A 26,270-nucleotide genomic window follows, 5' to 3' on the forward strand; every position below is an offset into this window, starting at 1 on the left:
CACCCGCACCGTCCTGCCGCGCGCGCGCCTGCGTCAGCGCGTCCACGCCCCGGCGCCGCTCCACCTCGGCCTGCGCCTCCGGCAGCTCACCCCGGGCCACGCGCTCGCGGTCCGCCGCCGACAGCGCGACGACCCGACGGCGCTCGCGCCCCACGCCGCTCACGCCCGCGAGCGGCGCACCGCGTTCGCGAGCACCGCGTCGATACCGGAGCCGCGCCGCAGCAGTCCGAGCGTCGCGCGCAGCTCCTCGACCTCCTCGGCCTCCTCCCGCTCGACGCCGTCGGAACGGATCCAGGCCACCAGGTCGTCCAGCTGGTCGTCGGAGTAGGCCTGCAGGGGCAGGCCCTGGGCGATCGGCGGGCGCAGGCCGCGCACCGGCTCCCCGGCCTCGCCGCCGTCCTGCCCCCCGACGCCGTCCTCACCGGGCAGGGCATCCGCGTCCTCGACACGCGCCGGGACCGCGGCGACCACCGGGGCCGCGGCCTCCGCGCGGGCGCTGAGCACCGCCAGCACCTGCTCCTCGATCGCGGCCGCCTCCGCCTCGGCGTCGACGAAGAGGGACACGGAGAAGGCCATGTGCACCCGCCACCCGCGCCGGCGCAGGCGCTCCACCCAGTGCCGGTCACGGCGGCGCAGGCTGCGCTCGGCCACGTAGTCGGCGTCGTCGGTGAGCACGGCCACGAACAGCTCACCCGGGTAGTCCGGGTGCCCGATGGCCAGCGGGATGCGCACACCGCCCTCCAGGCCGTAGCGCGGCACGACCGTCAGGCCCTTGCGCCACAGCTGCTCCGCCAGGTCCACGAGGAGACGGTCCGGGGACTGCTCCTGGGCCTGCGCCTCCTCGACGCCCTGACCCGCGGCCCGCACGAGGACCTCGCGCAGCAGGCGGGAGCCCGGCGAGTGCAGGCGGTCCGGGTCGATGTCCTCAGCCCCCAGGCTCGAGACCACCTGGGTGGTGCCGCGCGAGGCGCACAGGGCCTCCACCAGGCCCACCATCCCGCCGGCGCCCGAGACCGCGCCGAAGGAGTGGATCGTGCGCCCGTGCGGGGTCTTGGCGTAGCCGACCGAGATGATCACGTGGTCGCGGCGCAGGGAACGGGCCTCACTGAGGTCGACGACGACGAAGGGCTCCGCGACACCCCCCGCGAAGAAGCCCTCCAACGCCGGCGACCCGGCGGCGGCCGCCGTCGTCGCCCTGCGCAGCTCCTCCGCGTGGCGGGGGTTGAGGGCCACGACCCCCAGGGACTCCTCCGGGCGCGTGAGGGCGTGCTCGATGACGAGGTCCACCACGCGCTCGACCTCCGCCGGCACCGACTCCACAGCCGTCTGCCCCGGGGCGGGCATGCCCCTGCCGTCCACGAGGTCGAGGCTCAGACCTGAGGCCCCCGGCGGTGCGGGCACTGCCTCCACCACGTCCTCGTAGCCGTTGCGGGCCAGGAAGGCCGCGATCTCAGCGTCCAGGGTGTTGCGCGTCGTCGGCAGCGTCACGGAGGGCAGCAGCGGGCCGAGCTCCGAGGCCAGCCCGCTCGTGGCCCGGCGCGGGTCGCCCACGACGAGCACCTGCTCGGCGCGCACGAAGGCCGGCAGCACCTGCGAGACCGGGATCGGGGCGCTCGCGTCCAGGACGGCGAGGTCGACGACGGCCTGGGGGTCGAGGACCTGCGGCACCAGGGTCGGCGGCACGATCCACACGGGCTTGGCGACCATCGCCACCGGGTGGTGCGCCAGGATCTCCCGCAGCGGCACGCCGTCCTCGCGCGACAGCGCCACGTACAGGGAGCGGGCCTGCTCCTTGTCCGCCTCGACGGCGGCGTGCACGCGGTCCGCCCAGGCCTGGCCGACCGGCCCCGGCAGGGTGTCCACCTGCATGGTGTCCAGGTCGCGCAGCGCCTCGGCCCGCTCGGCCAGCGCCCCGGTGTCCAGGCCCGCCAGGCGCGGGTCCTCGCGCAGGAGGCGGCTGAGCAGGGACGCCCACCAGCAGTAGGTGAGCTCGGCGTCCAGTTCCTCGTCCGGCACCCCGCGCTCGGCCAGGTCCGCGAGCAGGGGCGCGAGCCCGAGCTCTCCCAGCTCGCCGACGACCCGGTTGACCTCGGGCAGCTTCTGGGCCGTGACGTCGTCGTCGGCCAGGGCCCGCACCCGGGTCAGGAGCTCGTCCAGGTCGAGGTCGATGAGGACCGGGGCGTCAGCGGCGGTCCCGAACAGGGGCTGCAGCTCCTCGAGGGCCTGGCGGGCCTGGGCGGCGCAGTCCTCCATGACGTCCAGGTGCTGCGGGAGCCGGGGCCAGCCGCCGTCGGGGTGGTGGCTGCGCCACCTCTCACGGGAGTGCTGGACCTTGACGAGCTCGGCGTGCAGGTCGCCCACGGCGCGGCCGGGACGCACGAGGTCCTTCGCCTGCTTGGAGAAGCGACGTCGGTCCGAGGCGGTCATCTGCAGGGAGCGCTCCTCGCGCCACTGCTTGGTGGCGGTGGCGATGACCATGTCGGCGGCGGAGCGCTCGAAGACCTCCGGCACGAAGACGTCGAGGCTGTCGCGGATGCTGTCCAGCACCTCCAGCTGCTCCATCCACTCGGCAAGGGTGGTGGCGCGGGTCATGCCCGTGGTGGAGGCGGCGTCGACGACGTCCCCGAGCACCGAGGGCAGGAGGTCGTCGGCCAGGCGGCTGAGCCGGGTGAGGGCGTCCGTGGCCTCGTCGATGTCCGTGACCGTCAGGCCGTTCCAGGCCGACGACGCGCTCTGCCGGCTCAGGACGCCCAGGCTGTGGGCGCGGTGCAGGAGGGTGCGGGCGCGCTCGCGCCCCGCCTCGTCCAGACGCGGCAGGCCGTGCCCGGCGACGCGAGCGGTCGTGCGGGTGCGGGCACGGCCGCTGGTGAGCTCGGCGAGCTGCTGAAGCGCCTCGTAGGCGGACACGTCCCAGGGCTGGCGGACCTCGTGGAGGGCGTCGACGCTGCCGGTCAGGCGCTCACGCAGGGCGGTCAGGCGCTCACGCAGGTCGACGATGGCGGCGACGTCCAGCTCCGGCGGCTGGGCGCCCAGGGACTCCTTGATGGCCTCGGCGGCGTGGCGGCGCCAGGCCGGGTCCTCGGTGAGGTCCAGGACCAGGCCGCCCAGCCCCAGCTCGCCCAGGGCGTCGGCGACGGCGTGCCCGTCCGCGCTCGTGGCGGGCACGTGCAGGACCGTGCGGCCGGAGGCGGCGGCGTCCGCGACGACGGCGGCCAGGGTCGCGGCGACGTCGGAGCCCGGGGGCGCGTCCAGGAGGATGGAGGCACCGGAGGAGACAGCCTCGACGGCGGCCAGCTGGGCGACGTCGAGGTCCCCGGCGCCCCGCTCCCGCTCGGGGGCGCGGTCCGTGAGCCGGGCGGGCGGCAGGACGACGTCGAGGGCCTGGCGGGCGGGCTCGTCACCGGCGAGGGCGGCGACGAGGGCGGAGGCCCGCGAGCGCTCGAGGGTGGCGTCGAAGTCCTCGACCAGGGCCTGGCCAGGGTGGACGAAGGCGCCGATGACCAGGCGCTCGTGGACGACGAAGTCGGTGAGGAGCTCGCGTCCGAGCGCGCCGATGCGGGTGAGGGCGGCTCGGGGGGTGAAGCCCTCGGCGGACAGGGAGGCGCGGGCCAGGGCCTCGACGTCGGCGCTGGAGCCGGCCTCGCGCAGCGCCCGGGTGAGGACCGGGTTGAGCTCGACGGAGGGGTCGAGGGTGATGGCGGTGTCCGTGCTGGTGGCGGCCAGGCGCACGGGGCGCAGGAGGACCGGGGCGTTGATGCTGCGGGTGAGGGGGCCGGGGGCCGGCTCCGCGTCGGCGTCGTCGGCAGGGGCGTCCTCGGACCCGGCCGCGGGCTCGTCACCGTCACCGGCGGGCCCGGGCGCCTGAGCCGCACGGTCGCCGTCGGAGGGCCCCAGCGCGACGGGCCCCTCGCCGTCGGGCTCCACCACCTGGGTCCAGGAGGCGACGCCGATGGCCAGGTAGACGGGGGCGACGCCGAACTGCCGGGCGAGCAGGTCCGTGCGCCCGGCGACCTCGCGCAGGGACTGGCGGGCGACGCCGAGGGCGCTGCGCTCACGCACGAGGCTGGACAGGAGGGTGGCGCGGCCGGCGTACAGCTGGGCGATCCCCGAGGGGTGGGCCGCCGTGAGGTCGACGACGCCGTCGAGCAGGGTGATGTCGTCGAGGCTGGCGACGCCACCGAGGTCGACGAGCTCCTGGCGCCAGGTGGCCAGGGCCTCCTCCACCGCCTGGGAGCGGGCGCTGAGCGGTGCCGGGACGGGCGGCGCGGTGGCCTCGGCCGGGGCGTCGTGCGCCGGCGCGGAGGCGGTGGTGCCCTCCGGCACGTCCTGGGACGCGGCGGTCTCGCGGCGGTTGCGGCCGAATGAGAAGAGTGAGGGCGTCATATCCCACAACATATCGGGCGGTCGGTGGCACGCCGCGGCGGCGCACCGGGGCAGGGGCGGGAGCACACCTGGGTGATGCGGAACGGTCCCGCCGGAGCCTGGCCTCCTGGCCGGACCCGGCGGGAGTGGACACGCGTGGAGCCCCGGCCGGCCGGCCGGGGCTCCATGTACGTGCCCCCGAGACGATTCGAACGTCCGACACCCGCTTTAGGAGAGCGGTGCTCTATCCCCTGAGCTACGAGGGCCTGGTGGCAAGACTACCAGCGTCGGGCGCGTGCCCCGCACCCGCGCCCCGCCCGTGCGCAACCGCCCCGGTCCGCACGCGGCGGGCCGGGGCGGCCGGTCGGGGCAGTCACCCGTCCGCCGGCTCAGGCGCGGCCCCACGGGGTGCCGGAGTTGCGCTCGGGCGCGGTGTCGCCCTCCTTGACGCGCCACGGCACCACCATGACGGGGCAGGCGGCGTGCGAGAGCACGCCCTGGCTCGTGGAGCCCAGCAGCAGGCCGGAGAAGCCTCCGCGCCCGCGCGAGCCGACGATGACGAGGTCAACGGCCGTGGAGAACTCGCTCATGAGCTGGGCGGCGTTGCCGTCGAGCGCGTGACGGCGCACGGTGACCCCCGGGTGGCCCTCCAACGCCTCCGCGATGGTGCGGTCGAGGCCCGCCCTCACGTCGGCGAGGACCTGGTCGCGGTCCACGGCGGCGGGCAGCCAGGCCAGGGCCCCGGCCCCGGTGGCCATGGGCACGGCGGCGACGGCGGTGAGCTCGGCGCCCCAGGCCTCCGCCTCCCGCACGGCGTGGCGCAGGGCCTTGCGCGCGGACTCCGAGCCGTCCACGCCGACGACGATGCGCTTGACCGGCGTGTAGTCGGCACCCTCCGTGTGGCGCGGGACGACGACGGTCGGGCAGTGGGAGTGCGCGGGCAGGGCCGAGGAGACGGTGCCGAGGAGGCGGTCGGCGAATCCTCCGCCGCCGCGGGTGCCGACGGCGGTGAGGGCGGCCTCGTCACTGAGGTCCACGAGCACGCCGGCCGGGTCGCCCGTCTCGAGCGAGCTGGTGACCTTCACGCCCTGGCCCTGGGCCCGGGCCACGGCCTCGTCGACGACGGCCTGGGCCCCGGCGCGGATGGTGCTGTCATCCAGGGCCGCGTAGCCGCCGTCGAGGGAGGCGGTGGTGAACGAGGGGAGGGAGTAGGCACACAGGATGTGGACGCGCCAGCCGTTGCGAGCAGCGCGGGCGACCGCCCAGTCCACCGCTCCCAGCGACTCCGGTGATCCGTCCACGCCGACGAGGACGACTTTGTCTTCGTTCATGGGTTCTGCCCCTTTCTTCGGGCGTCGGGTGTCCGACACCCCCATTCTGTATCGAAGGGGCACTGTGCTCCAAACCACTTTCTCAGATTCCGCTCCGGCGCCCGGGCGTGCGCGCCGTCCTCGAGAGCGGTGCCCGGGGCCGCCTGCTCGGGAGCGAGGCGCTCACCCGGGCGGTGCGTCCGCCCCGGCGACCGTGGGCGCGCAACGTCGAGGGCCCCGACCGCGCTCGGTCGGGGCCCTCGCCAGGCGTGCTCAGGAACGGCGTCAGCCGATGCGGACGTAGCCGCTCGGGGCGCCCCAGATCTCGCGGTAGACGGTGCCGGTGGACGGGGTGCCGGCGTCGATCATCATGCCGTCACCGACGTAGATGCCGACGTGGTAGCCGTAGTAGACGATGTCGCCGGGCTGGGCCTCGGCGGCGGAGACGAGCGTGCCCGCGGCGGCCTGCGCGTAGGTGGTGCGCGGCAGGGAGATGCCGGCCTGGGCGTAGACGTACTGGACGAAGCCGGAGCAGTCCCACCCGGAGGGGTCGGCTCCGCCGGAGACATAGGGGACGCCCTGGTACTGCAGGGCGATGCCGACGATGGACGAGCCGCTCGGGTTGGCGACGGCGACCGCGGCCGAGCCGGAGCCGGCCTCAGTGGAGTCGTCAGCAGCCGGGCCCTCGGCGTCCTGGGCGGACTCGGCCTGCTCCTCGGCGGCACTGGCAGCGGCCTGCTCCGCGGTCTCGACCTCGACGGCGGCGTCGGAGGAGACCTCCTGCGCGGCGGCGCTGACCGAGATGGCGGCGTTGGTGGTGACTGCCGTGCGGGCCTCGAGCGTGATAGTGCCCAGGGAGGCGTCCAGCGAGCCGGCGGACTCGGCGACGGCTGCGCTCGAGGCGGCGTTGGCGCCGGAGGCGATCATGGTGAGCGCCAGTCCCGAGGAGGCGGCGACGGCAAGGCCACGACGGGTAGCGGGGGTCATGCTCGACAGCGGCGTCAGCGGTCGCGAGGCCTTGCGGTGACGGGTGGTCATAAGCGGGATGTTCTCCTGGGGGTGCCGACGGGGTGAGCTGTCGGGTTCGGGCTGGAGACGCCCGGCCCACCGAAGTGGGCTTCACCCCAAGGTCCCGGATGGCTCCGGAACCGAGATTGGTTCCCCCGTTCCTGCCGTGTTCTGGGAGCCACCGGAGCGAGCGGCAGGACTGAGCCCCGCTCCGACGACAGCGCCGGCCGAGGTCGGCGCCACCGAGGACGCTACCCGAGAGTGCACCACCGCGTCACGCTTTCGTTATGGACCCCACACAACAGGCGGTGACGCCCGCCACACCCGCGCCCGGCGGGTCCGCGGGTCGCCCGGAACGCGACGGCGCCCCCTCCGCTCGGAGGGGGCGCCGCGTGGGACGCGTGAGGTGGGGTCAGAAGCGGAGGTAGGTCGCACCGCCACGGGCCGGCATGTAGGCGACGCCGACGGCCTCGGTCTCGGCGGAGACCATCATGCCGTCGCCGACGTAGATGGCGACGTGGCCGGGCCACCACATGACGTCGCCGGGCTGGGCCTCGGCGGCGGAGACGGCGGTGCCAGCGCTGCCGATGCCGCTCGAGGTGCGCGGCAGGGAGATGCCGTGCAGGCTGTAGACGTAGGACACGAGGCCGGAGCAGTCGAAGGAGTAGGGGCCGGAGCCTCCGTAGACGTAGGCGGAGCCGACGTACTGCATGGCGGTGGCGGCGATGCCGGAGGCACTGGCGGCTGGGGCCGCCGTCACGGTGGAGGCCGGGGCGGAGTCCTCCCGGGCCGCAGCCTCAGTCTGCTCGGTCTCAGCGGCAGCCCCTGCCTCAGCGGCGGCCTGCTCCTCGGCGGCACGGGCAACGGCCTGGTCCGCGGTCTCGACCTCGACGGCAGCGTCGGAGGCGACCTCCTGCGCGGAGGCCGCGACGGCGATGGGGGCGTTGGTGGTGACGGCGGTGCGCACCTCGGCGGTGAGGGTGCCCAGGGAGGCGTCCAGCGAGCCGGCGGACTCGGCGACCTCGGTGCCGGAGGCGGCGTTGGCACCGGAGGCGATCATCGTCAGGGCCAGACCGGAGGAGGCGGCGACGGCAAGGCCACGACGGGTGGAGGGGGCGATGCTCGACAGCGGCGTCAGCGGGCGGGAGGCCTGGCGGTGACGGGCCGCGGGACGGGTGGTCATGTGACGGTTCTTCTCCTGTGGTGCCGACGGGGTGAGCTGTCGGGTTCGGGCTGGAGACGCCCGGCCCACCGAAGTGGGCTTCACCCCAAGGTCCCGGACGGCTCCGGAACCACGATTGGGTCCCCCGTTCCTGCCTGTGCTTCTGGCCCCGGACCGAGCGGCAGGATTGAGCCTCGGGCTGGGGGACCTCCCCTAGGGGACGTCCACCGCAGACGCTACCGGAGCGGGCTGGCGGCGTCACGGAGAGATCGCACCCATCTCCGTGAGGCACGTTACACCTGTGCCGATCCTGGAAGCCTCCCTCACACAGTCCTTAAGGCGACTCTGAGAGGGCTGGGCGTGGTGCGGGGCCGACCGGCGCGGGGCCCGCGGGGAGTGGCCCCGCACCACGCAGCGCGTCAGCGCCCCTCGGGCGCCGGCACGCCCCTCAGGCGCTCACGCGCAGGTAGACGGCACCGGAGCGCACCGCCATGTAGCTGACGCCGACGGACTCCGACTCGGCCGAGATCATCATGCCGTCGCCGGCGTAGATCGCCACGTGGCCGGACCACCACATGATGTCCCCGGGCTGGGCCTCAGAGGCGGAGACCACGGTCGCGCCGGACATCGAGCGGATCGAGGCCGAGGAGTGCGGGACGGACACGCCCATCTGCCCGTAGACGTAGGACACGAGCCCGGAGCAGTCGAAGGCGTAGGGGCCCGCCGCGCCCCACACGTAGGGGGAGCCGACGAAGCCCATGGCGAGGTCGGTGACGTTCTGCCCCAGGGCGGCCCGCGCCGCAGCGGCGGCCTCAGCAGCAGCGGCCTCGGCGGCAGCGATCTCGGCCGCCTCGCGGGCAGCGGCCTCCTCGGCGGTCTCGACCTGGACGGAGGCGGCCTCGACGACGTCGACGGCGGCGGCCTGGGCCGAGCCCGCGCCCACGGTGATCGCGGCGTTGGTGGTGGCGAGGGCCCCCGCCTGGGCGGCGGGGCCGACCCTGAGGGTGCCCGCGGAGGCGGCGAGGGCCTGGTTCTCGTCACTGTCCGCGCTCGCGCTGGAGGCGATCATCGTCAGGGCCAGGCCGGAGGTGGCGGCGACGGCGAGGCTGCGGCGCGCGGCCGGGCCTGCGCCCGTCAACGGCGTGATCGCGCGGGTCTGCGCGCGATGACGCGCTTTGGTGCTGGTGGTCATGGTGTTCTCCTGGAGAGCCGACGGGGTGAGCTGTCGGGTTCGGGCTGGAGACGCCCGGCCCACCGAAGTGGGCTTCACCCCAAGGCCCTGGCGGCGCGTGCCGCCCTGACCAGGATTGGTTCCCCCGGACCTGCCGGTTGCTGGTCTGCTACGCGCCCCGGGGCCCCGGCAGGTTTTGGCTCCGCCCCTCACACGGCGCACCCACTGGCGTGCGCGGGCTAGACGCTAGCGGCCCCGGCCGTGGATCCCGAGCCCCCGCCAACGTGAGATGCGTCCTCACGCCGCACGGGAGGATCACAGCATCTGCGAGGAGAACCGGCCTTCCTCCGGGATCCTGGGGAGAGACCGGCCACCGGTATGACCTACGTCTGACACAGGCGGCACACGGATTGCGCGCTCAGCGCACAAGACGTCAGCGCACGAGGAACAGGTGCCGGGCGACGTCGTTGGGCAGGACGACGGGGTCCTCGGCGTCGGAGACAATGCGCACGCCGCCGCTCACCCGCCGCAGCCGCACCCGGGCGCCCTGGACGATGCCGGCGTCGATGAGCTCGGCGATGAGCCCGGCGTCCGCCTGGATGGGCTCGCCGATGCGACGCACGCGGCCCTCAGCCTCGCCCTCGCGCACGGCGCGGTCCGCTGACAGGTCCTCGGCGGCCGGGCGCGGGTGGCCGACGGCGCGCGCCGGCACGGGGTTGCCGAAGGGGTCGGTGGTGACGTCCTCGAGGATCGCGGTGAGCCGGTCCTCGACCTGCTCGCTCATGACGTGCTCCCAGCGGCAGGCCTCCTCGTGGATGAGGCGCGGGTCCAGCCCGATGACGTCCAGCAGCAGCCTTTCGGCAAGGCGGTGCTTTCGGATCACCTCGGTGGCCACGCGCCGGCCCTCGTCGGTCAGCTCGAGGGAGCGGTCCTCAGCGACCCGGATGAGCCCGTCGCGCTCCATGCGCCCCACCGTCTGGGAGACCGTCGGGCCGGAGTGCCCCAGGCGCTCGACAATGCGCGCGCGCAGCGGAAGAACGCCGTCCTCCTCCAGCTCGTAGACCGTCTTGAGGTACATCTCGGTGGTGTCGATGAGCTCGCTCATAGTCGGGTCCTCCTCGGGGCTGCGGCCCGCGCCGTCCCGGGTGCGGACGGCGGGCGGGCCTTGGGGGCTTCAACCGCTCCCGGCAGGATATCGGCCGGTCAGGACACGGTCCCGGGACGGGCGTCGTCGCCGTCGTCCCCACCGCCGCCCGACCGGGGCGCGGACCCCTCAGCGGCCCCCTCCTCGGCCGGGAGCCCCGCGCCCGCCGCGCCCACCCGCCCGGCCTCCAGGGCCCGCTCGCGCGGCCCCACGGTGGACAGGAAGGGGCGCGAGGAGGAGTAGGCGAGCCCGACCTGCCAGTGCCTGCCGGCCCACAGCCCCGCCAGGACGGAGACGACGACGGCGGCCGCCCCGCCCACGGCGATCGCGCTCCTGGGCCCCCACTGGTCCGAGACCCAGCCGATGAGCGGCGAGCCGATCGGGGTGGTCCCCAGGAAGAAGAGCATGTAGATGCTCATCACGCGCCCCCGCATCGAGGGCTCCGTGGAGAGCTGGACGGTCTGGTTGGCGCTGGTGAGGACCGTGAGCACGCACAGGCCCACGGGGATGGTGGACAGGGCGAAGAGCGGGTAGGTGGGTGCGGCCGCCATGAGGAGGGTGAAGACGCCCAGGAGGAAGGAGGCGACCACGAGCGTGCGCACCCGCGGCGCCCTGCGGCGCGCGGCCCACAGGGCGCCGCCGAGGGAGCCGACGGCGAAGACGGAGGAGACGTTGCCGTAGGCGTCGGACTCGAGGTCGAAGGCGCTGCGCACCATGGCCGCCATCGTCACCTGGTAGTTGAGGGTGAGCATCGAGACGACGGAGATGACGACGATGATGACGACGATGTCGCTGCGCGAGCGCACGTAGGCCAGCCCCTCGCGCAGCTGCCCCTTGGCGCGTGCGACGCGGGGCACGTCGTAGAGCTCGGACACCCGCATGAGCAGCAGGACGGCGGCGGGCACGAGGAAGCTCGCGGCGTTGAGGATGAAGACCCAGCCGGGCCCCACCCAGGCGATGGCGACGCCGCTGGCCGCCGGCCCGAGCAGACGGGCCGCGTTGAAGGAGGCGGAGTTGAGCCCGACGGCGTTGGACAGGTGGCTCGGGGGCACCATCCGGGAGACGAAGACCTGGCGGGCCGGGGCGTCGTAGGCGGCCCCAAGACCGGACAGGAGGGCGGCGAGGTAGACGTGCCAGAGCTCGGCGTGGCCGAGGACGACGTCGATCCCGAGCAGCAGGGAGACCACGCCCATGAAGGTCTGGGTGGCGATGAGGAAGCGGCGCTGGTCGACGCGGTCCGCGATGAGGCCGGCGTGGACCGAGAAGAGCATGGCGGGCAGGAACTGCAGCGCCGTCGTCGCGCCGGTGGCGGAGGCGGAGTCGTCGGTGAGCACGCGCAGCACCAGCCAGTCCTGGGCGACGCGCTGCATCCAGGTGCCCGTGTTGGCGACGAGGGCCGCGAGGAACCAGATCCGGTAGTTGTGGAACCTCAGGGAGTCGAAGGTGCTGGACGGCGTGGACACGGGTGACGGATGCCTCTGGTTGCGTGCGGGTCGGTGGGTCGGTGCGGCGTGACCGCCCGGCAAACGACCGTCCGGGCGGTTGTGATGATCCTACGCCCGACGACGAGGCGGCGGCCCGGTGGGGGCCGCCGCCTCGCGCTCATGAGCGGGACGTGCGTGGCGGCCGCGACGGGGCCGCCTGCGCGGGCGTCAGCCGACGCCGAGGATCGCCTTGATCGGCTCGAGCGTGAAGTACACGACGAACAGGATCGAGGTGAGCCACATGAGCGGGTGGACCTCCTTGGCCTTGCCGCGCGCGAGCTGCACGACGAGGAAGGCGATGAAGCCCGCGCCGATGCCGTTCGTGATCGAGTAGGAGAAGGGCATCATGATGATCGTGATGAAGGCCGGCAGGGCGATCTCCGGGCGCTTCCAGTCGATCTCCGTCACCTGCATCATCATGAGGAAGCCGACGATGACCAGGGCGGGGGTCGCCGCCTCGTAGGGCACCATCGTCACCAGCGGGGCCAGGAACATCGAGGCGAGGAAGAGCACGCCCGTGACCACGGCCGCCAGTCCCGTCCGAGCGCCCTCACCGACACCGGAGGCGGACTCGACGTAGGAGGTGTTGGAGGACACGCCGCCGACACCACCGGCGACCGCGGACAGGGAGTCGATGACGAGGATCTCGCGCATGCGCGGCGGGTTGCCCTGCTCGTCCAGGAGCCCGGCCTCGGAGCCGACGGCGACCATCGTGCCCATCGTGTCGAAGAAGTCCGCGAGCATGAGGGAGAAGACGAGCAGGACGACGGAGACGATGCCGACCTTCTCGATGGAGCCCAGGATGTTGAACTGGAAGAAGGTGGAGAAGTCCGGCAGGGACACCGGCGAGCCGCTCAGGGCAGGCACCGACAGGGACCATCCGGTCGGGTTGTCCTCGGCGTTGTAGGCGCCCAGGTGCGCGATGGCCTCGATGACGACGGCGATGACGGTGGAGCACAGGATGCCGATGAGGATCGCGCCCTTCACCTGGCGCACGTAGAGCACCACGATGAGGAACAGGCCGAAGAGGAAGACGAGGACCGGCCAGCCCTGGAGGCTGCCGCCCAGGCCGAGCTCGAGCGGGGTGCCGCCGGGGCCGACGATCTTGGCGTTGATGAGGCCGATGAGGGCGATGAACAGGCCGATGCCGACGCTGATGGCCGTCTTGAGGTAGGCGGGGACGGCCTTGAAGACCGCCTCACGGAAGCCCGTGAGCACCAGGACGAGGATGATGACGCCCTCGATGACGATGAGGCCCATGGCGTCGGCGTAGGTCATGCCGTTCATGCCGACGAGCGTGTAGGCGACCATGGCGTTGATGCCCAGGCCGGCCGCCATGCCCATCGGGAAGTTGGCGACCAGGCCCATGAGGATCGTCATGACGCCGGCGACGGCGGCGGTGCCGGAGGCGATCGCCGTCGGGGAGACGTCGCTCGTCGCCGACAGGATGAGCGGGTTGAGCACGAGGATGTACGCCATCGCGAAGAACGTGACGAAGCCGCCACGGACCTCACGGGCGACGGTGGAGCCGCGCTCGGTGATGTGGAAGAAACGGTCGAGGGCGCTGGTGGGTGCCTGCGCGCTCTGGGAGCTGGGGGACGTGGTTGTTGCACTCACGCACCGGATTCTTCCTCAGGTGGCCCACCTCCCGCGCCGGGATGCTCGTCACACCGGCGGGCGCCCCGTGCGAGGCTGGGCCCATGAAGATCCTGCTGTCCGACACCAGCCACCTCGACCCCGCCCCGCTGCGCCGGGCCGGGCACGACGTCGTCCTCTTCAACGAGTCCGAGCCCGTGCCGGTCGAGCACCGCGACGCCGAGGCGATGGTGCTGTGGGGAGGCGGCGGCAACGGGGACCCCACGGTCCTGGCCCAGATGGCCGGGTACCTCACCCGCCTGCGCTGGATCCAGACCCTCGCCGCCGGCCCCGACGGCGTCCTCGCGGCCGGCTTCGACGAGTCGGTGGCCATCACCTCGGGCCGCCACTTCCACGACCTCACCGTGGCCGAGCACGCCGCGGCCCTCGCCCTGGCCTGCGTGCGCCGCCTCCCTCAGGTGGTGCGCGCGGCGGACCGGCGCGAGTGGCTCGCCGGCATCGGCGGCGCGCAGCCGCTCGACGACCCGCAGCGCCTGACCACCCTGCTGGGTGCGCGCGTGCTCGTGTGGGGCTTCGGGGCCATCGGGCAGGCGACGGCGAGGCTGCTCACGGCCTTCGGGGCCACGGTGCGCGGGGTGGCCCGCAGCGCGGGTGAGCGTGCGGGCCTCGAGGTGGTCGCGGTGGACGATGTCGAGTCGGTCCTGCCCGAGACCGACCTGCTCGTCATGGTGCTGCCCTCGACGCCGTCGACGGCGGGGGCGCTGTCGCGTGAGCGCCTGGCGCTCCTTCCCCGGCGGTCCGTGGTGGTCAATGTGGGCCGGGGCTCGACCGTGGACCAGGTGGCGCTGGAGGAGGCGCTGCGCGCGGGGGCGTTGAGCGCCGCCGGGCTGGACGTGACGGACCCCGAGCCGCTGCCGGCCGGGTCAGGGCTGTGGGACGCCCCGAACGTCGTCATCACCCCGCACGCGGCCGGTGGGCGCCCGGTGGGCGCGGCGCAGCGCGTGCTGAGGAACGCGGCCCTGGTCGAGGCCACGCCCGTGGGCGAGCCGGTCACGGGCCTGGAGGCCCTCGTCCGGCGCTGAGAGCAGTGCTGAGCGGGTCCCGTGCGCAGCCGGGGCGCCGGGCTCAGTCGCGGAAGGGCAGGACGGCCTCGAGCTCGGCGAGGGCCGCGGGGGCGGGCCTGCGCCCGGGAGCGGTGTCAGCCAGGGCCGCGGTGAGGGCGGCGGCGTGGCGGTCCTGTTCCGGGGTCCCGGCCGAGGGCTGGGAGGCGGGCCGGCCGGCGGGCTCGGCGGCCGCCTCGGCCTTGCGGCTGCGACGGCGGGCGGGACGTGCGGGCTCCGCGACCCCAGTGGCCCCGGTGGACCCGGTGGGCTCGTCCTTCCTCGTGCGTCGGGCGGTCCGACGCCGGGGGGCGCGCGCAGCGGGCTCCGGCGCCTCAGTCCCGGCCGGCTCCGGGTCGGCAGGTGCCGGGGCCCCGGCCTCCCCCGCCTCAGTGTCCTGCGCCCCGGCCTCCGGGCCGGCGGGCTCCTGCCCGGACGGCGTCCCGACGCCCTCGACGGGCTGGGCGGGCGAGCCCGCCTCAGCGACCGCCTGCGCCTGGGGGACCCCGTCACGCAGCGACACGCCGTCGGTACCGATCGGCTCCATCGCCGCCTCGTCCAGGCGGGAGGGCGCCACCGGCCACTCCGGGCCCTGGTCCGGCAGGTCCGTCTCCGAGTGGGCGCCGCAGCCGTGGTCGAGGGAGACCACGCGGCCGTCGTCGGCCGCCCACTCGTTCGCGCACACGCCGAAGACCGCGCGCATCGGGCCCGCCATCGGCAGGAAGAAGCCGCAGGTCGAGCAGGTCGCGTGAGCCTTGCGCACACCATCAGCCTGCGGGCCGTGGTCGCCGTCGTACCAGCGCTGGGCGGCACGCTGGACGCCCTGCGGGCTCAGGACCCGGGCACGGCCGAAGTCGACGGCGTCGGTCCCCGCCAGCACCAGGCCGTCCGGGGTCGCGTCCCCCTCGCCGTCGGCCGTCGCCTCCCAGCCCGGCTCCAGGCGCTCGTCCGTCTCCCGGCGCGGCAGGCGGTCCGAGCGGCTGATGTCACCGGGCTGGAGCCGGTCCGCCCACGGCACCCACACCGGCGACAGGAGAGCCTCCTCGCCCGGCAGCAGCGCCATCTCGCTCACCGTCGCCGTGCGCGAGCGCGGCACGCGGGTCAGCGTCACGGCCCAGCGCCAGCCCCGGTAGCCCGCGAGGTTGCACTCGAAGAGGTGGGTGATGACCCGCTCCCCCTCGGGGCGGGCCGCCATGTGCTCGCCGACGCTCAAGGGCTCCGTGACCTGGGCCAGGCAGTCGCGGGCCAGCGCGATGGCGTCGTCAGAGGTCAGGGTCCTGTCCTTGCCCGCGGCGCTCGCCTGCGCGAGCGTGGGCATGGAGCCGGGCCGGGGCAGGTCGCGGGTCGCGGGGTCCTCAAGGGTTCCGGCCGTGCCGGGAGCCAGGGGCTCGACCACGTGCGCAGCGGTCGTGGCGCTCGCCGACGAGTCGGGGGACTCGAGTTCGGGCGTCGCGGTCATCACATCAGTCACCCGGCCAGTGTAGGGGGCGGCGCGCAGGCGGGCACCGACGGGTGCCCCGTGCCCGGCCCTCACCCCTCCTCACCCCTCCTCGACTGAGACGACACGGTGCACGGCCACCGTCAGCTCGGTCTCGCGGTCCAGGTCCGCCAGCCGCACCCGCCCGGCCTCGACGGCGAGCACCCTCACCCGCCGCTCCTGCACCACGCCGTCGGGGCCCGCCAGACGCAGACGCAGCCGGGAGCGCGAGGCCTGGGCCTGGCGCATCACCGCCAGGGCGTGCACCGGGTCCGTCGCAGCACCGGCCGGCACGGCCGAGTCCCGGCGCGCCCGCTCCCCGGCACGCAGGCGCCCCACCAGCACGGCCAGGTCCCGGGAGGAGGGACGACGGCGGCGGGTGGCGGTCGCGGCGCCCGGCCGGACGGGGTCAGCAGCGGGGCCGCCGCGTCGGGCCCCGACGGCACCGCCCGCCAGCAGCAGGCGCCCGCTCGCGTCCTCCAGCACCGGGGACAGGCCCGCGGTGCGCAGCTCTCGCAGCACCTGGCCCGCCGGGGCCGTGGCGAGCAGGACGCCCGGGGCGACCTCGTCGAGCCCCAGCCCCCTCAGGCGCGTCTCAGCCAGGAGGCCGGCCGCGGCCGCAGGGTCGGGGACCCTGAGCACGCAGGCGACCTCGCGCACGCGCACGGCACCGTGGTGGCGGGCCACGTCCTCGATGAGGACGGTGAGGGTGCTCGGCAGGGGCGCCGGGGTCCAGCGCTCAAGGGCCTGGCGCAGCTCGTCGGCGGACCAGCCGGCGTCGAGGGCGCCGCGCACCGACTCGGCGGTGAAGCGCACGGTGAGGGCGCTGCCGCGGGACTCGACCGTGCTGGCCCGCTCCAGCAGCGCCGCGAGGTCGGGCTCGGGGCGGCCGGGGACGATCGCCGTGAGGTCGGACTGCAGGAGCAGGACGCCGACCGGGACAGCCAGGTCCTCCTCCAGGGCCCGTTCCAGGGCGGCGAGCACACGGGGGTCGGCCTCGCCGTCGGAGGTCAGCAGCGCCTCCTCACGCACGGCCCGGGCGAGGACCCGGCCCGCGCGGGACAGGGCCCCTCCCCCGGTGACCCCCAGGGACTCGGCCTCATCGAGCACGCCGGTGACGGCGCCGTCGGGCACGGGCCTGCGGGGGCGGGCCCAGGTGAGAGCGTCGCGCACCCAGGCGGGGTCGGCGATGGCGCCCTCCGGCAGGCGCTCGAGCAGCAGGAGCACCCGGCGGCGCAGCCTGCCGGCCCAGGCCGCCTCGACCCCGTCGCCGAGGACGGCGCGCAGGGCGCCGTCCTCGCCACGGGTGCCGGCGAGCCAGGGGGCGCGCACCGAGACGGCCCAGGCGGCGGCCAGCGGGGCCCAGCGCTCCGGAAGGGTGGTGGTCCGCCAGTGCGGGGCCTCGGTGGAGGGCACCCAGGTGGCGCCGGCCTCGTCGAGGCCGAGCAGGCCGGCGCCCGCGGCGAGCTCGATGACGCGGGCCGCGGGCGCGCTCTGCAGGCCGAGGGCGTCGGCGGTCCTGGCCAGGGCCCGCACGCCCACGCCACCCGTGCGCAGGATCGGCCCGCCCTCACGGCCCCACTCCTCCAGGAGGCCCGTCACGAGACGGATGGTCTCCTCGGCGGCGCGCGAGGCCTGGTCGGCGGTCGTGGACGGGTCCTGGACGGGCAGCGCGGCGGGGTCCGGGGCGGTGAGGGCCCGGCGCAGCAAGCGGCCGCCGCGCAGGGCGAGGGCGACGTGGCGCGGCAGGAGGAAGCGGGTGGTGCCGGAGGCGTCCCGGGTGCGCTCGAGCCAGCCGCGTGCGATGAGCGGGGCGGCACCGGGCGCCTGGCCACCGTCGCGCAGGGTCCCGGCGGGTGGGCCCCAGGTGAGCGCGTCGAGCATGGCGAGGGAGGCCGGGGGCAGGACGGGGGCGTCCTCCTCCGGCAGGTCCGCTAGGTCCGCCGGCGGCACCTCGGGGGCGGGGGCTCGCTGGGTGTCAGCCGGCTGGGCGACGGCTCGCTGGGCGGCGGCGTGAAGCGCCCGCAGCGAGGGGGGCGGGGACCCCTCGGGCCGGTTCTCCCCCGGTGCCACGGCCAGGGCGAGCGGGTCCGCCGGGGCGAGCCCGAGCGGGTGGGGGCCGAAGGCCTCCGCGAGACCGGGGACGGGGCCCGGGTCGAGGACGAGCGCGAGGCGGCGCAGCGTCGCCAGGTGGGCGGCGACGTCGTCGTGCGGAAGGAGCAGGGCGGGGCCGAGGAGGTCGGGGTCCTGGGTGCCGGTGGCGACGACGGCCTCGGCGACGGCGAGCACGGCGGCGTCGAGGTCCGCGAGCGCGGTCTCGACGCTCGGGCGGGCGCCGGCGCGGGCGGCGAGCATGGTGAAGGAGGAGGACGGCGGGGACAGCAGGTCCGGGCGGCAGGCGAGCAGCGCCGCGACCTCGGCGTCGGGCAGGGCGGTGAGGTGCGCGGCCAGGGTCTCGGTGCTGACGGCCGCGGCCGCAGGACCGGCCAGGAGCGCGTCGAGCCGGTGCGCGGCACCCCGCGCGGGGTGCGCGTCGTCGGAGTGCGCGGTGGCGGGCGTCATGCTCATCCGCACCAACCTACCGCTGCGCGCTGCGGACCACCTCTCCCTCCGCTCCCGCCTCTCCCGCCAAGGGCCACCTTTTGCGCCAAGGACAACCTGTCGCTCCCAGGACAACCCATGTGCGCCATCCACGTTGTCCTGAGGCGTACACGTTGTCCTAGGAGCAACAGGTTGTCCACGCAGCACGTGCGCCGGCGTCAGGACCGGGCCGTCGCCCCGCGCCGGCACCGGCGGCCCGGCCCCCGTGGCGCTGCGCGGCCAGGACCGGACAGTCCCGAACGCCCGCGGCCCGGACCCGCGTCAGCCGACAGCCGAGCCGTCGCCTGCGTCACGGCGCCCACCGAGGGCCGCGCGCGATACTCCGTCCATGCCCGCCACGCCCGGCCCACCCGACGGCCCCCTCATCGTCCAGAGCGACAAGACCGTCCTGCTCGAGGTCGCCCACCCCGCCGCCGACGACGCCCGCCGCGCCATCGCGCCCTTCGCCGAGCTCGAGCGGGCCCCCGAGCACGTCCACACCTACCGCGTCACCCCGCTGGCCCTGTGGAACGCCCGTGCCGCCGGCCTCGACCCCGAGACCGTCATCCACGTCCTCATCACCTACTCGCGCTTCCCCGTCCCGCACTCCCTGTTGACCGAGGTCGCCGAGACGATGGGCCGCTACGGCCGCCTCCAGCTGCTCTCCGACCCGGCGCACGGGCTCGTGCTGCACGCCACGGACGTGCCCGTGCTCGAGGAGGTCACGCGCTCGCGGCGCACCGCGGGGATGCTCGGTGAGCGCCTGTCCCCCGAGGACGTCGTCGTCCACCCCTCCGAGCGCGGCAACCTCAAGCAGGCGCTCATCAAGCTGGGCTGGCCCGCGGAGGACCTCGCCGGCTACGTCGACGGCGAGAGCCACCCCATCGCCCTGGCCGACGACCCCGAGGGGGCCGCCGCCCGCGTGCCCGGCGCCTTCGCGCTGCGCCCGTACCAGTCCCAGGCGGTCGAGGCCTTCTGGGCTGGCGGCAGCGGCGTCGTCGTCCTGCCCTGCGGGGCCGGCAAGACCCTCGTGGGGGCCGCCTGCATGGCCCGGAGCTCGACGACGACGCTCATCCTCGTGACGAACGCGGTCTCAGCCCGGCAGTGGAAGGAGGAGCTGGTCCGCTTCACCTCCCTCACCGAGGACGAGGTCGGCGAGTACTCGGGCTCGCGCAAGGAGGTGCGGCCGGTCACCATCGCCACGTACCAGGTGCTCACCACCCGCCGGAAGGACGTCTACCCGCACCTCGACCTGCTCGACGCCCACGACTGGGGCCTCATCGTCTACGACGAGGTGCACCTGCTGCCCGCCCCGGTCTTCCGCATGACCGCCGAGCTCCAGGCGCGCCGTCGGCTCGGGCTGACGGCGACGCTCGTGCGCGAGGACGGCCGTGAGGACGAGGTGTTCTCCCTCATCGGGCCCAAGCGCTACGACGCCCCGTGGAAGGACCTGGAGAACCAGGGGTGGATCGCGCCCGCCGTCTGCACGGAGGTGCGCCTGGCCCTCGACGCCGGCGAGCGCATGACCTACGCGACCGCCTCGCCCGAGGACCGCTACCGGCTGGCCGCGACGACCCCGCGCAAGACGGGTGTGGTCGACCGGCTGCTCGAGCGCCACCCCGGCGAGAGCGCACTCGTCATCGGCCAGTACGTCGACCAGCTCGAGGAGATCGCGGAGCACCTGGGGGCCCCGCTCATCACCGGGGCGACGACGGTCCGCGAGCGCCAGCGGCTCTACGACGCCTTCCGTGCCGGCCAGGTGGGCACGCTCGTGGTGTCCAAGGTCGCCAACTTCTCCATCGACCTGCCGGGAGCCTCCGTGGCGGTGCAGGTGAGTGGGTCCTTCGGGTCCCGTCAGGAGGAGGCTCAGCGCCTGGGCCGGATCGTGCGACCGAAGGAGGACGGGCGACAGGCCCACTTCTACACGGTGGTCACGCGCGACACGGTGGACCAGGACATGGCGGCGCACCGTCAGCGCTTCCTGGCCGAGCAGGGCTACGCCTACGACGTCGTGGACGCCGCGGACCTGTGAGGACGGCCCTGGGGGCGAGCCCGGGGCGGGCAGGGGCCCGCGGGCACGGCGCCCCCGAGGGCCCGCCCACCCGGCGGCTCCCGGCCGCCCGCCCTCTCGGCCCTCTCAGCGGCGGGTGACCGCGTGGGCCCGGGCGCTGAGGACCAGCTGCCGGGCGAGCTCACGGCCGAAGGCCTGGACGACGGCGTCCACCCTCTCCGCCTCGGCGCGCGCCCACCTGCCCGCCTCGACGGCCGCGGCGGGCAGGTCGGCGTCGGCAAGCGCCTCGGCGGCCTCGCCGCCCTGGACGAGGCCCATCTCGCGGGCCGCGCTGCGCGCCTGCCAGTACTCGATGCGGGCGGGGGTGGACTCGGGGTGGTGCTGCAGGGCGAGCAGGCGCCCGGCGCGCCACGCCTGGACGGGGGCGCCGGCGGAGGAGGCGAGCAGGGTGGCCCCCTCGGGCAGGCGGACGACGCCGTCGTCGTGGGAGACGATGACGGGCAGGCGGGTGCCGTCGTGGGTGGGGACGCCGGTGCGCACCGCGGTGCGCACGGCGGCGTCGATGACCGGTGCGAGGAAGGGGTCCTCGGTGGCCGCCTCGGTGAGCTCGATCTCGACGATGCCGCCCTCGGGCCCGTGGGGCGAGGGGACGGCGGTGGCGCCGCCGAGCGCCTCCGCGGCGACCTGGGCGCCCAGGCAGATGGCGACGGCGGGCACGCGCTCCTCGACGACGCGCCGCAGCAGGTGGCGCAGGTCCGCGAGCCAGGGGTGGGCGCCGTCGTCGTGGGCGCTCATGGCGCCGCCCATGACGACGAGGCCGTCACCGACGTCGGCGAGGTCGGGGACGGGGTCGCCCTGCCACAGGCGTACGAGGCTCAGCCGGGCGCCGCTGGCGAAGAGCCACTCGCCCAGGCGGCCGAGGGGGGCGAAGGCCTCCGGCTCGATGACCGTGAGGACGGGGGTGCGAGCACCTGTCGGGTCCTGTCGGAGGGCTCCCGCTATGTCAGTCATGCGGTCTATTCATGCCATGAGCCCCGGGCCGCGCAAGCCGGCACCGGTGCGCGCCGCCGTGGCGGGCGGTCCTCGCCAGTCCCGCTGCGGGGAGCCGGCGTCCCCGTTCTGGCGCGCGCTTGCAGTGAAACTGCTTGCGGCAGGCGGGGGCCGGGACGACGATGACGGGTGATGGAGACAACACGCCTTGCCCGTCCGGGCGCACTCGTCCGCCTGTCCGCCTGCGGCCTGCTCGTCGCCGGGGCCCTGGTGCTGCCCCCGACGGCGGCCGCTGCCCCTCTCTCGTGGGAGGCCCCCGCCCGGGTGCTGCCGGCGGCGACGTCGACCGTCCTGTCCCAGCCGGTCACCGACGGCGCCGGGGTGCTGGACGACGACGACGCCCAGGAGGTCGTCGACCAGCTCGCTGAGGAGGGGGTCGGGCTGTGGGTGGTGACCCTCGACGACGCCTCGGTGACGGCGGAGGCCTACGCCACGCAGGCGTGGGACGACTCGCGTCTGGGCACGCAGGACCTCCTCCTCGTCATCAACACGTCGAGCTCGGCACGCACCTACGCCTTCGCGGGCTCGGCGAGGGGCGGCGTGTGGAGTGACGAGACCGTCGACGAGGTGCGCACCGCGATCTACACCCAGCTGCGCGAGGACGACTACGACGGCGCTGTGCGGGCGGTCCTCACCGGCCTCGGATCCGGGGACGGCGACACAGCCGGCGACGCGGTCCCGGCTGCCGGCTCCACCGCGGCCTCCGATGACGGTGGTGGCAGCGCTGGCCTCGTCCTCGCGCTGGGGGCGGCGGGCGCCATCGGCGGGGGCGCCCTGGCGTACTCGCGCTCACGGCGCAAGAAGTCCTCGAGCGGTGCGCCGACCGGTTCGGGCCCCGCCCCGCAGGTCTCCCTGGAGACCCTCACGGTCCAGGCCGGCAACGCGCTCGTGACGGCCGACGACGCCGTGCGGGCCGCGGACGAGGAGCTGTCCTACGCGCAGGCCCAGTTCGGCCTGGCGGCAACGGACGCCTTCACCCAGGCACTGGCCACGGCCCGTGAGCACGTGGCCCGCTCCTTCGAGCTGCGCCGGCTGCTTGACGACGCGGTCCCCGAGACCGAGGCCCAGCAGCGGCAGATGAGCGAGGAGATCCTCTCGCGCTGCCAGGAGGCGGTGCGGGTGATCCAGGAGCAGGAGGCGGCCTTCAACGAGCGGCGCGGGCTCGAGGCGAACCTGCCGGCCTCGATCGCGGAGACGTCCCAGCGGGCGGAGGAGACCGAGCGCTCCCTCAAGGCCGCCCAGACGCTGCTGGTGACCCTGCACGCCTCCTACCCCGCCTCCGCGCTCACGAGCGTGTCCGAGGCCCCGGCTGAGGCCGCCCGGCTGCTGGCGGCCGGGCGCACGGCCCTGGACCAGGCGCGCGCCTCGGTTGAGGCCGGCGAGCAGTCCACGGCCGTGGAGCAGGTGCGCATCGCCCAGGGCTCCATCGCCCAGGCGGGCCAGCTGGCCGCGCAGGTCTCGGGCGCCCGCGAGCGCCTGGCGACGGCGGAGGCGGACCTCGCCGCGGCCATCGCCTCGATCTCCTCCGACCTGGTGGACGCGGCGCGGCTGAGCGCCCAGGTTCCGGCAGCCTCCCTGTCGCTGCTCGTGGCGGACGCCGAGGCGGCTGTGGCCGAGGGACGGACGGCCTCCACGGGCAGCGGCCCCGGCGGCACGGGCGGGGACCCCCTGGCTGCTCTTGAGCACCTGGCGCGTGCGGAGAGCGCGCTCGACGCCGCCCTCGCGCCGGCGCGCGCCCAGGAGGAGAACGACTCGCGTGCGCGCGCCCAGCTCACCTCCCGCCTGGCGCGGCTGAGCGCCCAGGTCGACGCGGTCACGTCCTACGTCACCACGCACCGCGGGGTCGTCGGTCCCTCGGCCCGCACGGCCCTGAGCGAGGCGGCGCGCCACGCGGCGGCGGCCACGAGCCTGCAGCCGACGGCCCCGGCAGCCGCCCTCACGGAGGTCGCGGCCGCGGAGCCGCTCGTGGCTCAGGCCCAGGCCCTGGCGGAGACCGACGTGCGCAACCACCGGGACTCGTGGGGCTCGGGCTCCTCGGGGGACTCCGGCATCGACCTGGGCTCGCTCGTCCTGGGCGGCATCCTCCTGGGCGGTGGCGGGCGCCGCGGCGGCTACGGCGGCTGGGGCGGTCACGGTGGCGGCTTCGGCGGAGGATTCGGAGGAGGCGGCGGCGGTTTCGGAGGAGGGGGCGGCCGCTTCTGAGCCGTTCGCCTCAGCGCCCCGCGCCCGCCCAGGCTCACGCCGTGAGCGATACGAGTGCGTCATCCCCCGAGGTCGGCCGGACACGACGCCCCTGTCCGTGGGACCATCCTCGTGAGGCACGCACGCGCCGCTCCCCAACGACGCGAGGCGCACCCCGCCACCGTGAGAGAACGAAAGGCCACCACCATGGTTGAGAAGCAGTCGATCCTGGGGCGCATCGCCCAGCTGACCCGAGCCAATGTCAACGCCCTCCTCGACCGCGCCGAGGACCCGGAGAAGATGCTCGACCAGCTCGTGCGCGACTACACCGCCTCCATCGCCGAGGCCCGTGACGCCGTCGCCCAGACCATCGGCAACCTCCGCCTGGCCGAGAAGGACTACGAGGCCGACCTCAACGAGGCCAAGGACTGGGGCGCCAAGGCGCTCGCCGCCTCCACCAAGGCGGACCAGCTGCGCGCCGCGGGCGACACCGCCGGCGCCGACAAGTGGGACTCCCTGGCCAAGATCGCCCTCACCAAGCAGATCTCCGCCGAGAACGAGGCCAAGGCCTCCGAGCCGATCATCGCCTCCCAGCGCCAGGTCGTCGACCAGCTCAAGACCGGCCTGCAGCAGATGGAGGCCAAGCTCTCCGACCTCAAGTCCAAGCGCGACACGCTCGTCGCCCGCCAGAAGTCCGCCCAGGCCCAGGTCAAGGTCCAGGGGGCCATCCGCTCGATCAACCTCATGGACCCCACGAGCGAGCTCTCCCGCTACGAGGACCAGGTGCGTCGCATCGAGGCCCAGGCCGAGGGCCAGGCCGAGATCGCCGGTGCCTCCCTCGAGGCCCAGTTCGCCGAGCTAGAGTCCTCCTCCACCGCCACCGAGGCCGAGCTGCGCCTGGCCGCCCTCAAGTCGGGCGCCGCCATCGAGGCTCCCGCCCCCACGGCCCAGATCACCGACGGACAGGTCGATGACGCCTTCGCCGCCCTGAAGGACGAGACCGGGCAGGCGCAGGAGTCCTCCTACTGAGGCACCCGCTGAGGGACCGGGCCGGGAGCCGACGGTCCCCGGCAGCACAGTGGCACCACCGTGACGGCGGCCGTGCGTGAGGCACGGCCGCCGTCGCGCGTTCCCGCACCCCGCCCGGCCGGCGACCCCGCACCGGCCGCCGGCCCCGTCCCGGCCCGCCCCGCTAGCATGGGCGCATGACTGCGGCCCCCACGTACCTGCTCGTTGACGGCGAGAACATCGACGCGACCCTGGGCATGAGCGTCCTCGGACGCCGCCCCGAGCCGGAGGAGCGTCCCCGTTGGGACCGGGTCCTGTCCTTCTGCGACGACCTGTCCGACTCCACAGCCGGCGGCCAGGGGCCGGACACGACCGCCCTGTTCTTCCTCAACGCCACCAGCGGCCACATGCCGATGGGCTTCGTCCAGGCCCTCATGGCGATGGACTACCGGCCGCTGCCCCTGGCCGGCTCCGGCAGCCCCGAGGAGAAGGTCGTCGACATCGGTATCCAGCGCACGCTGGACGCGCTGAGCGAGCGGGCCGAGTCCGGCCAGCCGGTGCAGGTGCTGCTGGGCTCGCACGACGGCGACTACGTGCCGCAGATCGAGCGCCTGCTGGACGCGGGCGCCACCGTGGGCGTGCTGTGCTTCCGCGAGTTCCTCAGCACGCACCTGGCCTCCCTGCAGGACCGGGGCCTGCGGGTGCACGACCTGGAGTACGATGTCGACGCCTTCAAGACGACGCTGCCGCGCATCCGCATCATCCCGCTGGCGGAGTTCGACCCCTTCGCCTTCATCTGAGCAGCGGCCCGCCGCCCTCCGGTGTCGTTCAGGAAACACTCAGCCGGGGCGGGCACAGTGCCTCCCATGGACCGATCCCAGGACTCCCAGAAGCGGGAGGCGCACCTGCTCGTCGTCGACGACGAGCCGAACATCCGCGACCTGCTCGCCTCCTCCCTGCGATTCGCCGGCTTCGAGGTCTCCACGGCCGCGGACGGCAACGGCGCCCTGCGGGGCGTCGACGAGGGCGAGCCGGACCTCATCGTCCTGGACGTCATGCTGCCGGACATGGACGGCTTCACCGTTGCCCGCCGCCTGCGCGAGCGCGACATCACCACGCCGATCCTCTTCCTCACCGCCCGCGACGACATGTCCGACAAGGTCCAGGGCCTGACCGTCGGCGGGGACGACTACGTCACCAAGCCCTTCGGCCTGGAGGAGGTCGTGGCCCGCATCCGGGCGATCCTGCGGCGCACCCACGCGCTCGCCGGGGACGACGACGGCACCCTGCGGGTGGCGGACCTCGTCCTGGACGAGGACGCGCACGAGGTCCACCGCGCCGGCGTCGAGGTGGACCTGTCCCCCACCGAGTTCAAGCTGCTGCGCTACCTCATGCTCAACCAGGGTCGCGTGGTCTCCAAGGCGCAGATCCTCGACCACGTCTGGGAGTACGACTGGAACGGGGACGCCGCCATCGTCGAGTCGTACATCTCCTACCTGCGCCGCAAGGTGGACCAGGTCGAGACCGCCGCCGGCGAGCCGGTCGCCCCGCTCATCCAGACCCGCCGCGGCGTCGGCTACATGCTCCGTGAGCCCAAGGGCGAGTGAGCACCGGCCGCGCGGCACG

General features: G+C 74.8%; 17 protein-coding genes, 1 tRNA gene and 3 riboswitches. Of the genes, 6 read left to right on the forward strand and 12 right to left on the reverse strand.

Annotated features, from left to right (window positions below; all coding sequences use genetic code 11):
* Positions 1–159: 159 nt before the first annotated feature.
* From H6X67_RS08210 to H6X67_RS08250, 9 genes are all read right to left on the reverse strand, one after another.
* Positions 160–4,383, reverse strand: coding sequence for a DNA helicase (locus H6X67_RS08210; protein ID WP_249368818.1), 4,224 nt, complete (start codon positions 4,381–4,383; stop codon positions 160–162).
* 172 nt (positions 4,384–4,555) lie between these two features.
* Positions 4,556–4,628: transfer RNA gene (locus tag H6X67_RS08215), tRNA-Arg, on the reverse strand.
* Between the two features lie 123 nt (positions 4,629–4,751).
* Positions 4,752–5,693 carry a universal stress protein gene (locus tag H6X67_RS08220; protein WP_249368817.1) on the reverse strand — a complete coding sequence of 314 codons (942 nt, stop codon included), beginning with the start codon at positions 5,691–5,693 and terminating at the stop codon, positions 4,752–4,754.
* Between the two features lie 264 nt (positions 5,694–5,957).
* Positions 5,958–6,710, reverse strand: coding sequence for a C40 family peptidase (locus H6X67_RS08225; RefSeq protein WP_249368816.1), 753 nt, complete (start codon positions 6,708–6,710; stop codon positions 5,958–5,960).
* Positions 6,711–6,717: 7 nt separating this feature from the next.
* Positions 6,718–6,867, reverse strand: a riboswitch (cyclic di-AMP (ydaO/yuaA leader).
* A gap of 225 nt (positions 6,868–7,092) precedes the next feature.
* Positions 7,093–7,863, reverse strand: coding sequence for a C40 family peptidase (locus H6X67_RS08230; protein ID WP_249368815.1), 771 nt, complete (start codon positions 7,861–7,863; stop codon positions 7,093–7,095).
* A gap of 7 nt (positions 7,864–7,870) precedes the next feature.
* Positions 7,871–8,021, reverse strand: a riboswitch (cyclic di-AMP (ydaO/yuaA leader).
* Between the two features lie 269 nt (positions 8,022–8,290).
* On the reverse strand, positions 8,291–9,034 hold the full coding sequence (locus H6X67_RS08235; RefSeq protein ID WP_249368814.1) for a C40 family peptidase: 744 nt from the start codon (positions 9,032–9,034) through the stop codon (positions 8,291–8,293).
* Between the two features lies 1 nt (position 9,035).
* Positions 9,036–9,186, reverse strand: a riboswitch (cyclic di-AMP (ydaO/yuaA leader).
* Positions 9,187–9,446: 260 nt separating this feature from the next.
* The gene (locus tag H6X67_RS08240) at positions 9,447–10,118 is read right to left on the reverse strand and encodes a metal-dependent transcriptional regulator (RefSeq protein ID WP_249368813.1); all 672 of its coding nucleotides are present in this window, start codon (positions 10,116–10,118) and stop codon (positions 9,447–9,449) included.
* 98 nt (positions 10,119–10,216) lie between these two features.
* Complete coding sequence (locus H6X67_RS08245) at positions 10,217–11,620, reverse strand: MFS transporter (protein ID WP_249375373.1); 1,404 nt, start codon at positions 11,618–11,620, stop codon at positions 10,217–10,219.
* A 189-nt stretch (positions 11,621–11,809) separates the two neighbouring features.
* Complete coding sequence (locus H6X67_RS08250; protein ID WP_249369595.1) at positions 11,810–13,258, reverse strand: NCS2 family permease; 1,449 nt, start codon at positions 13,256–13,258, stop codon at positions 11,810–11,812.
* 83 nt (positions 13,259–13,341) lie between these two features.
* On the opposite strand from H6X67_RS08250, the gene H6X67_RS08255 reads away from it, so the two are divergent.
* On the forward strand, positions 13,342–14,319 hold the full coding sequence (locus tag H6X67_RS08255) for an NAD(P)-dependent oxidoreductase (protein WP_249369593.1): 978 nt from the start codon (positions 13,342–13,344) through the stop codon (positions 14,317–14,319).
* 43 nt (positions 14,320–14,362) lie between these two features.
* On the opposite strand, the gene H6X67_RS11880 is transcribed toward H6X67_RS08255, so the two are convergent.
* Entirely contained in the window at positions 14,363–15,808 is a 1,446-nt protein-coding gene (locus H6X67_RS11880; protein WP_311765845.1) for a DUF3027 domain-containing protein, read from the reverse strand.
* Between the two features lie 69 nt (positions 15,809–15,877).
* A complete protein-coding gene (locus H6X67_RS08265) occupies positions 15,878–18,382 on the reverse strand; it encodes a helicase-associated domain-containing protein (protein WP_249435504.1) in 2,505 nt (834 codons plus the stop codon).
* A 361-nt stretch (positions 18,383–18,743) separates the two neighbouring features.
* Here H6X67_RS08265 and H6X67_RS08270 point away from each other — a divergent pair, with 361 nt between their 5' ends.
* Positions 18,744–20,426, forward strand: a complete 1,683-nt coding sequence (locus H6X67_RS08270) for a DNA repair helicase XPB (protein WP_249369927.1) — start codon at positions 18,744–18,746, stop codon at positions 20,424–20,426.
* A gap of 105 nt (positions 20,427–20,531) precedes the next feature.
* Here the strand turns inward: H6X67_RS08270 and H6X67_RS08275 are convergent, their stop codons facing one another.
* On the reverse strand, positions 20,532–21,416 hold the full coding sequence (locus H6X67_RS08275; protein ID WP_249376352.1) for a type 1 glutamine amidotransferase: 885 nt from the start codon (positions 21,414–21,416) through the stop codon (positions 20,532–20,534).
* Positions 21,417–21,587: 171 nt separating this feature from the next.
* Between H6X67_RS08275 and H6X67_RS11885 the strand changes: the two genes are divergently transcribed.
* The 4 genes from H6X67_RS11885 (at position 21,588) to H6X67_RS08295 (ending at position 26,251) form a co-directional block, all read left to right on the forward strand.
* Positions 21,588–23,657, forward strand: coding sequence for a TPM domain-containing protein (locus H6X67_RS11885; RefSeq protein ID WP_283251361.1), 2,070 nt, complete (start codon positions 21,588–21,590; stop codon positions 23,655–23,657).
* Positions 23,658–23,843: 186 nt separating this feature from the next.
* Positions 23,844–24,665 carry a PspA/IM30 family protein gene (locus H6X67_RS08285; protein WP_249367922.1) on the forward strand — a complete coding sequence of 274 codons (822 nt, stop codon included), beginning with the start codon at positions 23,844–23,846 and terminating at the stop codon, positions 24,663–24,665.
* A gap of 176 nt (positions 24,666–24,841) precedes the next feature.
* Entirely contained in the window at positions 24,842–25,444 is a 603-nt protein-coding gene (locus H6X67_RS08290) for an NYN domain-containing protein (protein ID WP_249367920.1), read from the forward strand.
* A gap of 66 nt (positions 25,445–25,510) precedes the next feature.
* The gene (locus tag H6X67_RS08295) at positions 25,511–26,251 is read left to right on the forward strand and encodes a response regulator transcription factor (protein WP_249367918.1); all 741 of its coding nucleotides are present in this window, start codon (positions 25,511–25,513) and stop codon (positions 26,249–26,251) included.
* Positions 26,252–26,270 lie beyond the last annotated feature (19 nt).

It is taken from the genome of Actinomyces sp. AC-20-1 (assembly GCF_023369555.1).
Lineage (GTDB): Bacteria > Actinomycetota > Actinomycetes > Actinomycetales > Actinomycetaceae > Actinomyces.

What these genes read in the sequence shown, in the direction of transcription:
- H6X67_RS08290 (WP_249367920.1), top strand. Translation starts at nt 24,842, where the DNA reads ATGACTGCGGCCCCCACGTACCTGCTCGTTGACGGCGAGAACATCGAC.
- H6X67_RS08255 (WP_249369593.1), top strand. Translation starts at nt 13,342, where the DNA reads ATGAAGATCCTGCTGTCCGACACCAGCCACCTCGACCCCGCCCCGCTG.
- H6X67_RS08220 (WP_249368817.1), bottom strand. Translation starts at nt 5,693, where the DNA reads ATGAACGAAGACAAAGTCGTCCTCGTCGGCGTGGACGGATCACCGGAG.
- H6X67_RS08230 (WP_249368815.1), bottom strand. Translation starts at nt 7,863, where the DNA reads ATGACCACCCGTCCCGCGGCCCGTCACCGCCAGGCCTCCCGCCCGCTG.
- H6X67_RS08210 (WP_249368818.1), bottom strand. Translation starts at nt 4,383, where the DNA reads ATGACGCCCTCACTCTTCTCATTCGGCCGCAACCGCCGCGAGACCGCC.
- H6X67_RS08265 (WP_249435504.1), bottom strand. Translation starts at nt 18,382, where the DNA reads ATGAGCATGACGCCCGCCACCGCGCACTCCGACGACGCGCACCCCGCG.
- H6X67_RS11885 (WP_283251361.1), top strand. Translation starts at nt 21,588, where the DNA reads ATGGAGACAACACGCCTTGCCCGTCCGGGCGCACTCGTCCGCCTGTCC.
- H6X67_RS08295 (WP_249367918.1), top strand. Translation starts at nt 25,511, where the DNA reads ATGGACCGATCCCAGGACTCCCAGAAGCGGGAGGCGCACCTGCTCGTC.
- H6X67_RS08275 (WP_249376352.1), bottom strand. Translation starts at nt 21,416, where the DNA reads ATGACTGACATAGCGGGAGCCCTCCGACAGGACCCGACAGGTGCTCGC.
- H6X67_RS08240 (WP_249368813.1), bottom strand. Translation starts at nt 10,118, where the DNA reads ATGAGCGAGCTCATCGACACCACCGAGATGTACCTCAAGACGGTCTAC.
- H6X67_RS08285 (WP_249367922.1), top strand. Translation starts at nt 23,844, where the DNA reads ATGGTTGAGAAGCAGTCGATCCTGGGGCGCATCGCCCAGCTGACCCGA.
- H6X67_RS08270 (WP_249369927.1), top strand. Translation starts at nt 18,744, where the DNA reads ATGCCCGCCACGCCCGGCCCACCCGACGGCCCCCTCATCGTCCAGAGC.
- H6X67_RS08235 (WP_249368814.1), bottom strand. Translation starts at nt 9,034, where the DNA reads ATGACCACCAGCACCAAAGCGCGTCATCGCGCGCAGACCCGCGCGATC.
- H6X67_RS08225 (WP_249368816.1), bottom strand. Translation starts at nt 6,710, where the DNA reads ATGACCACCCGTCACCGCAAGGCCTCGCGACCGCTGACGCCGCTGTCG.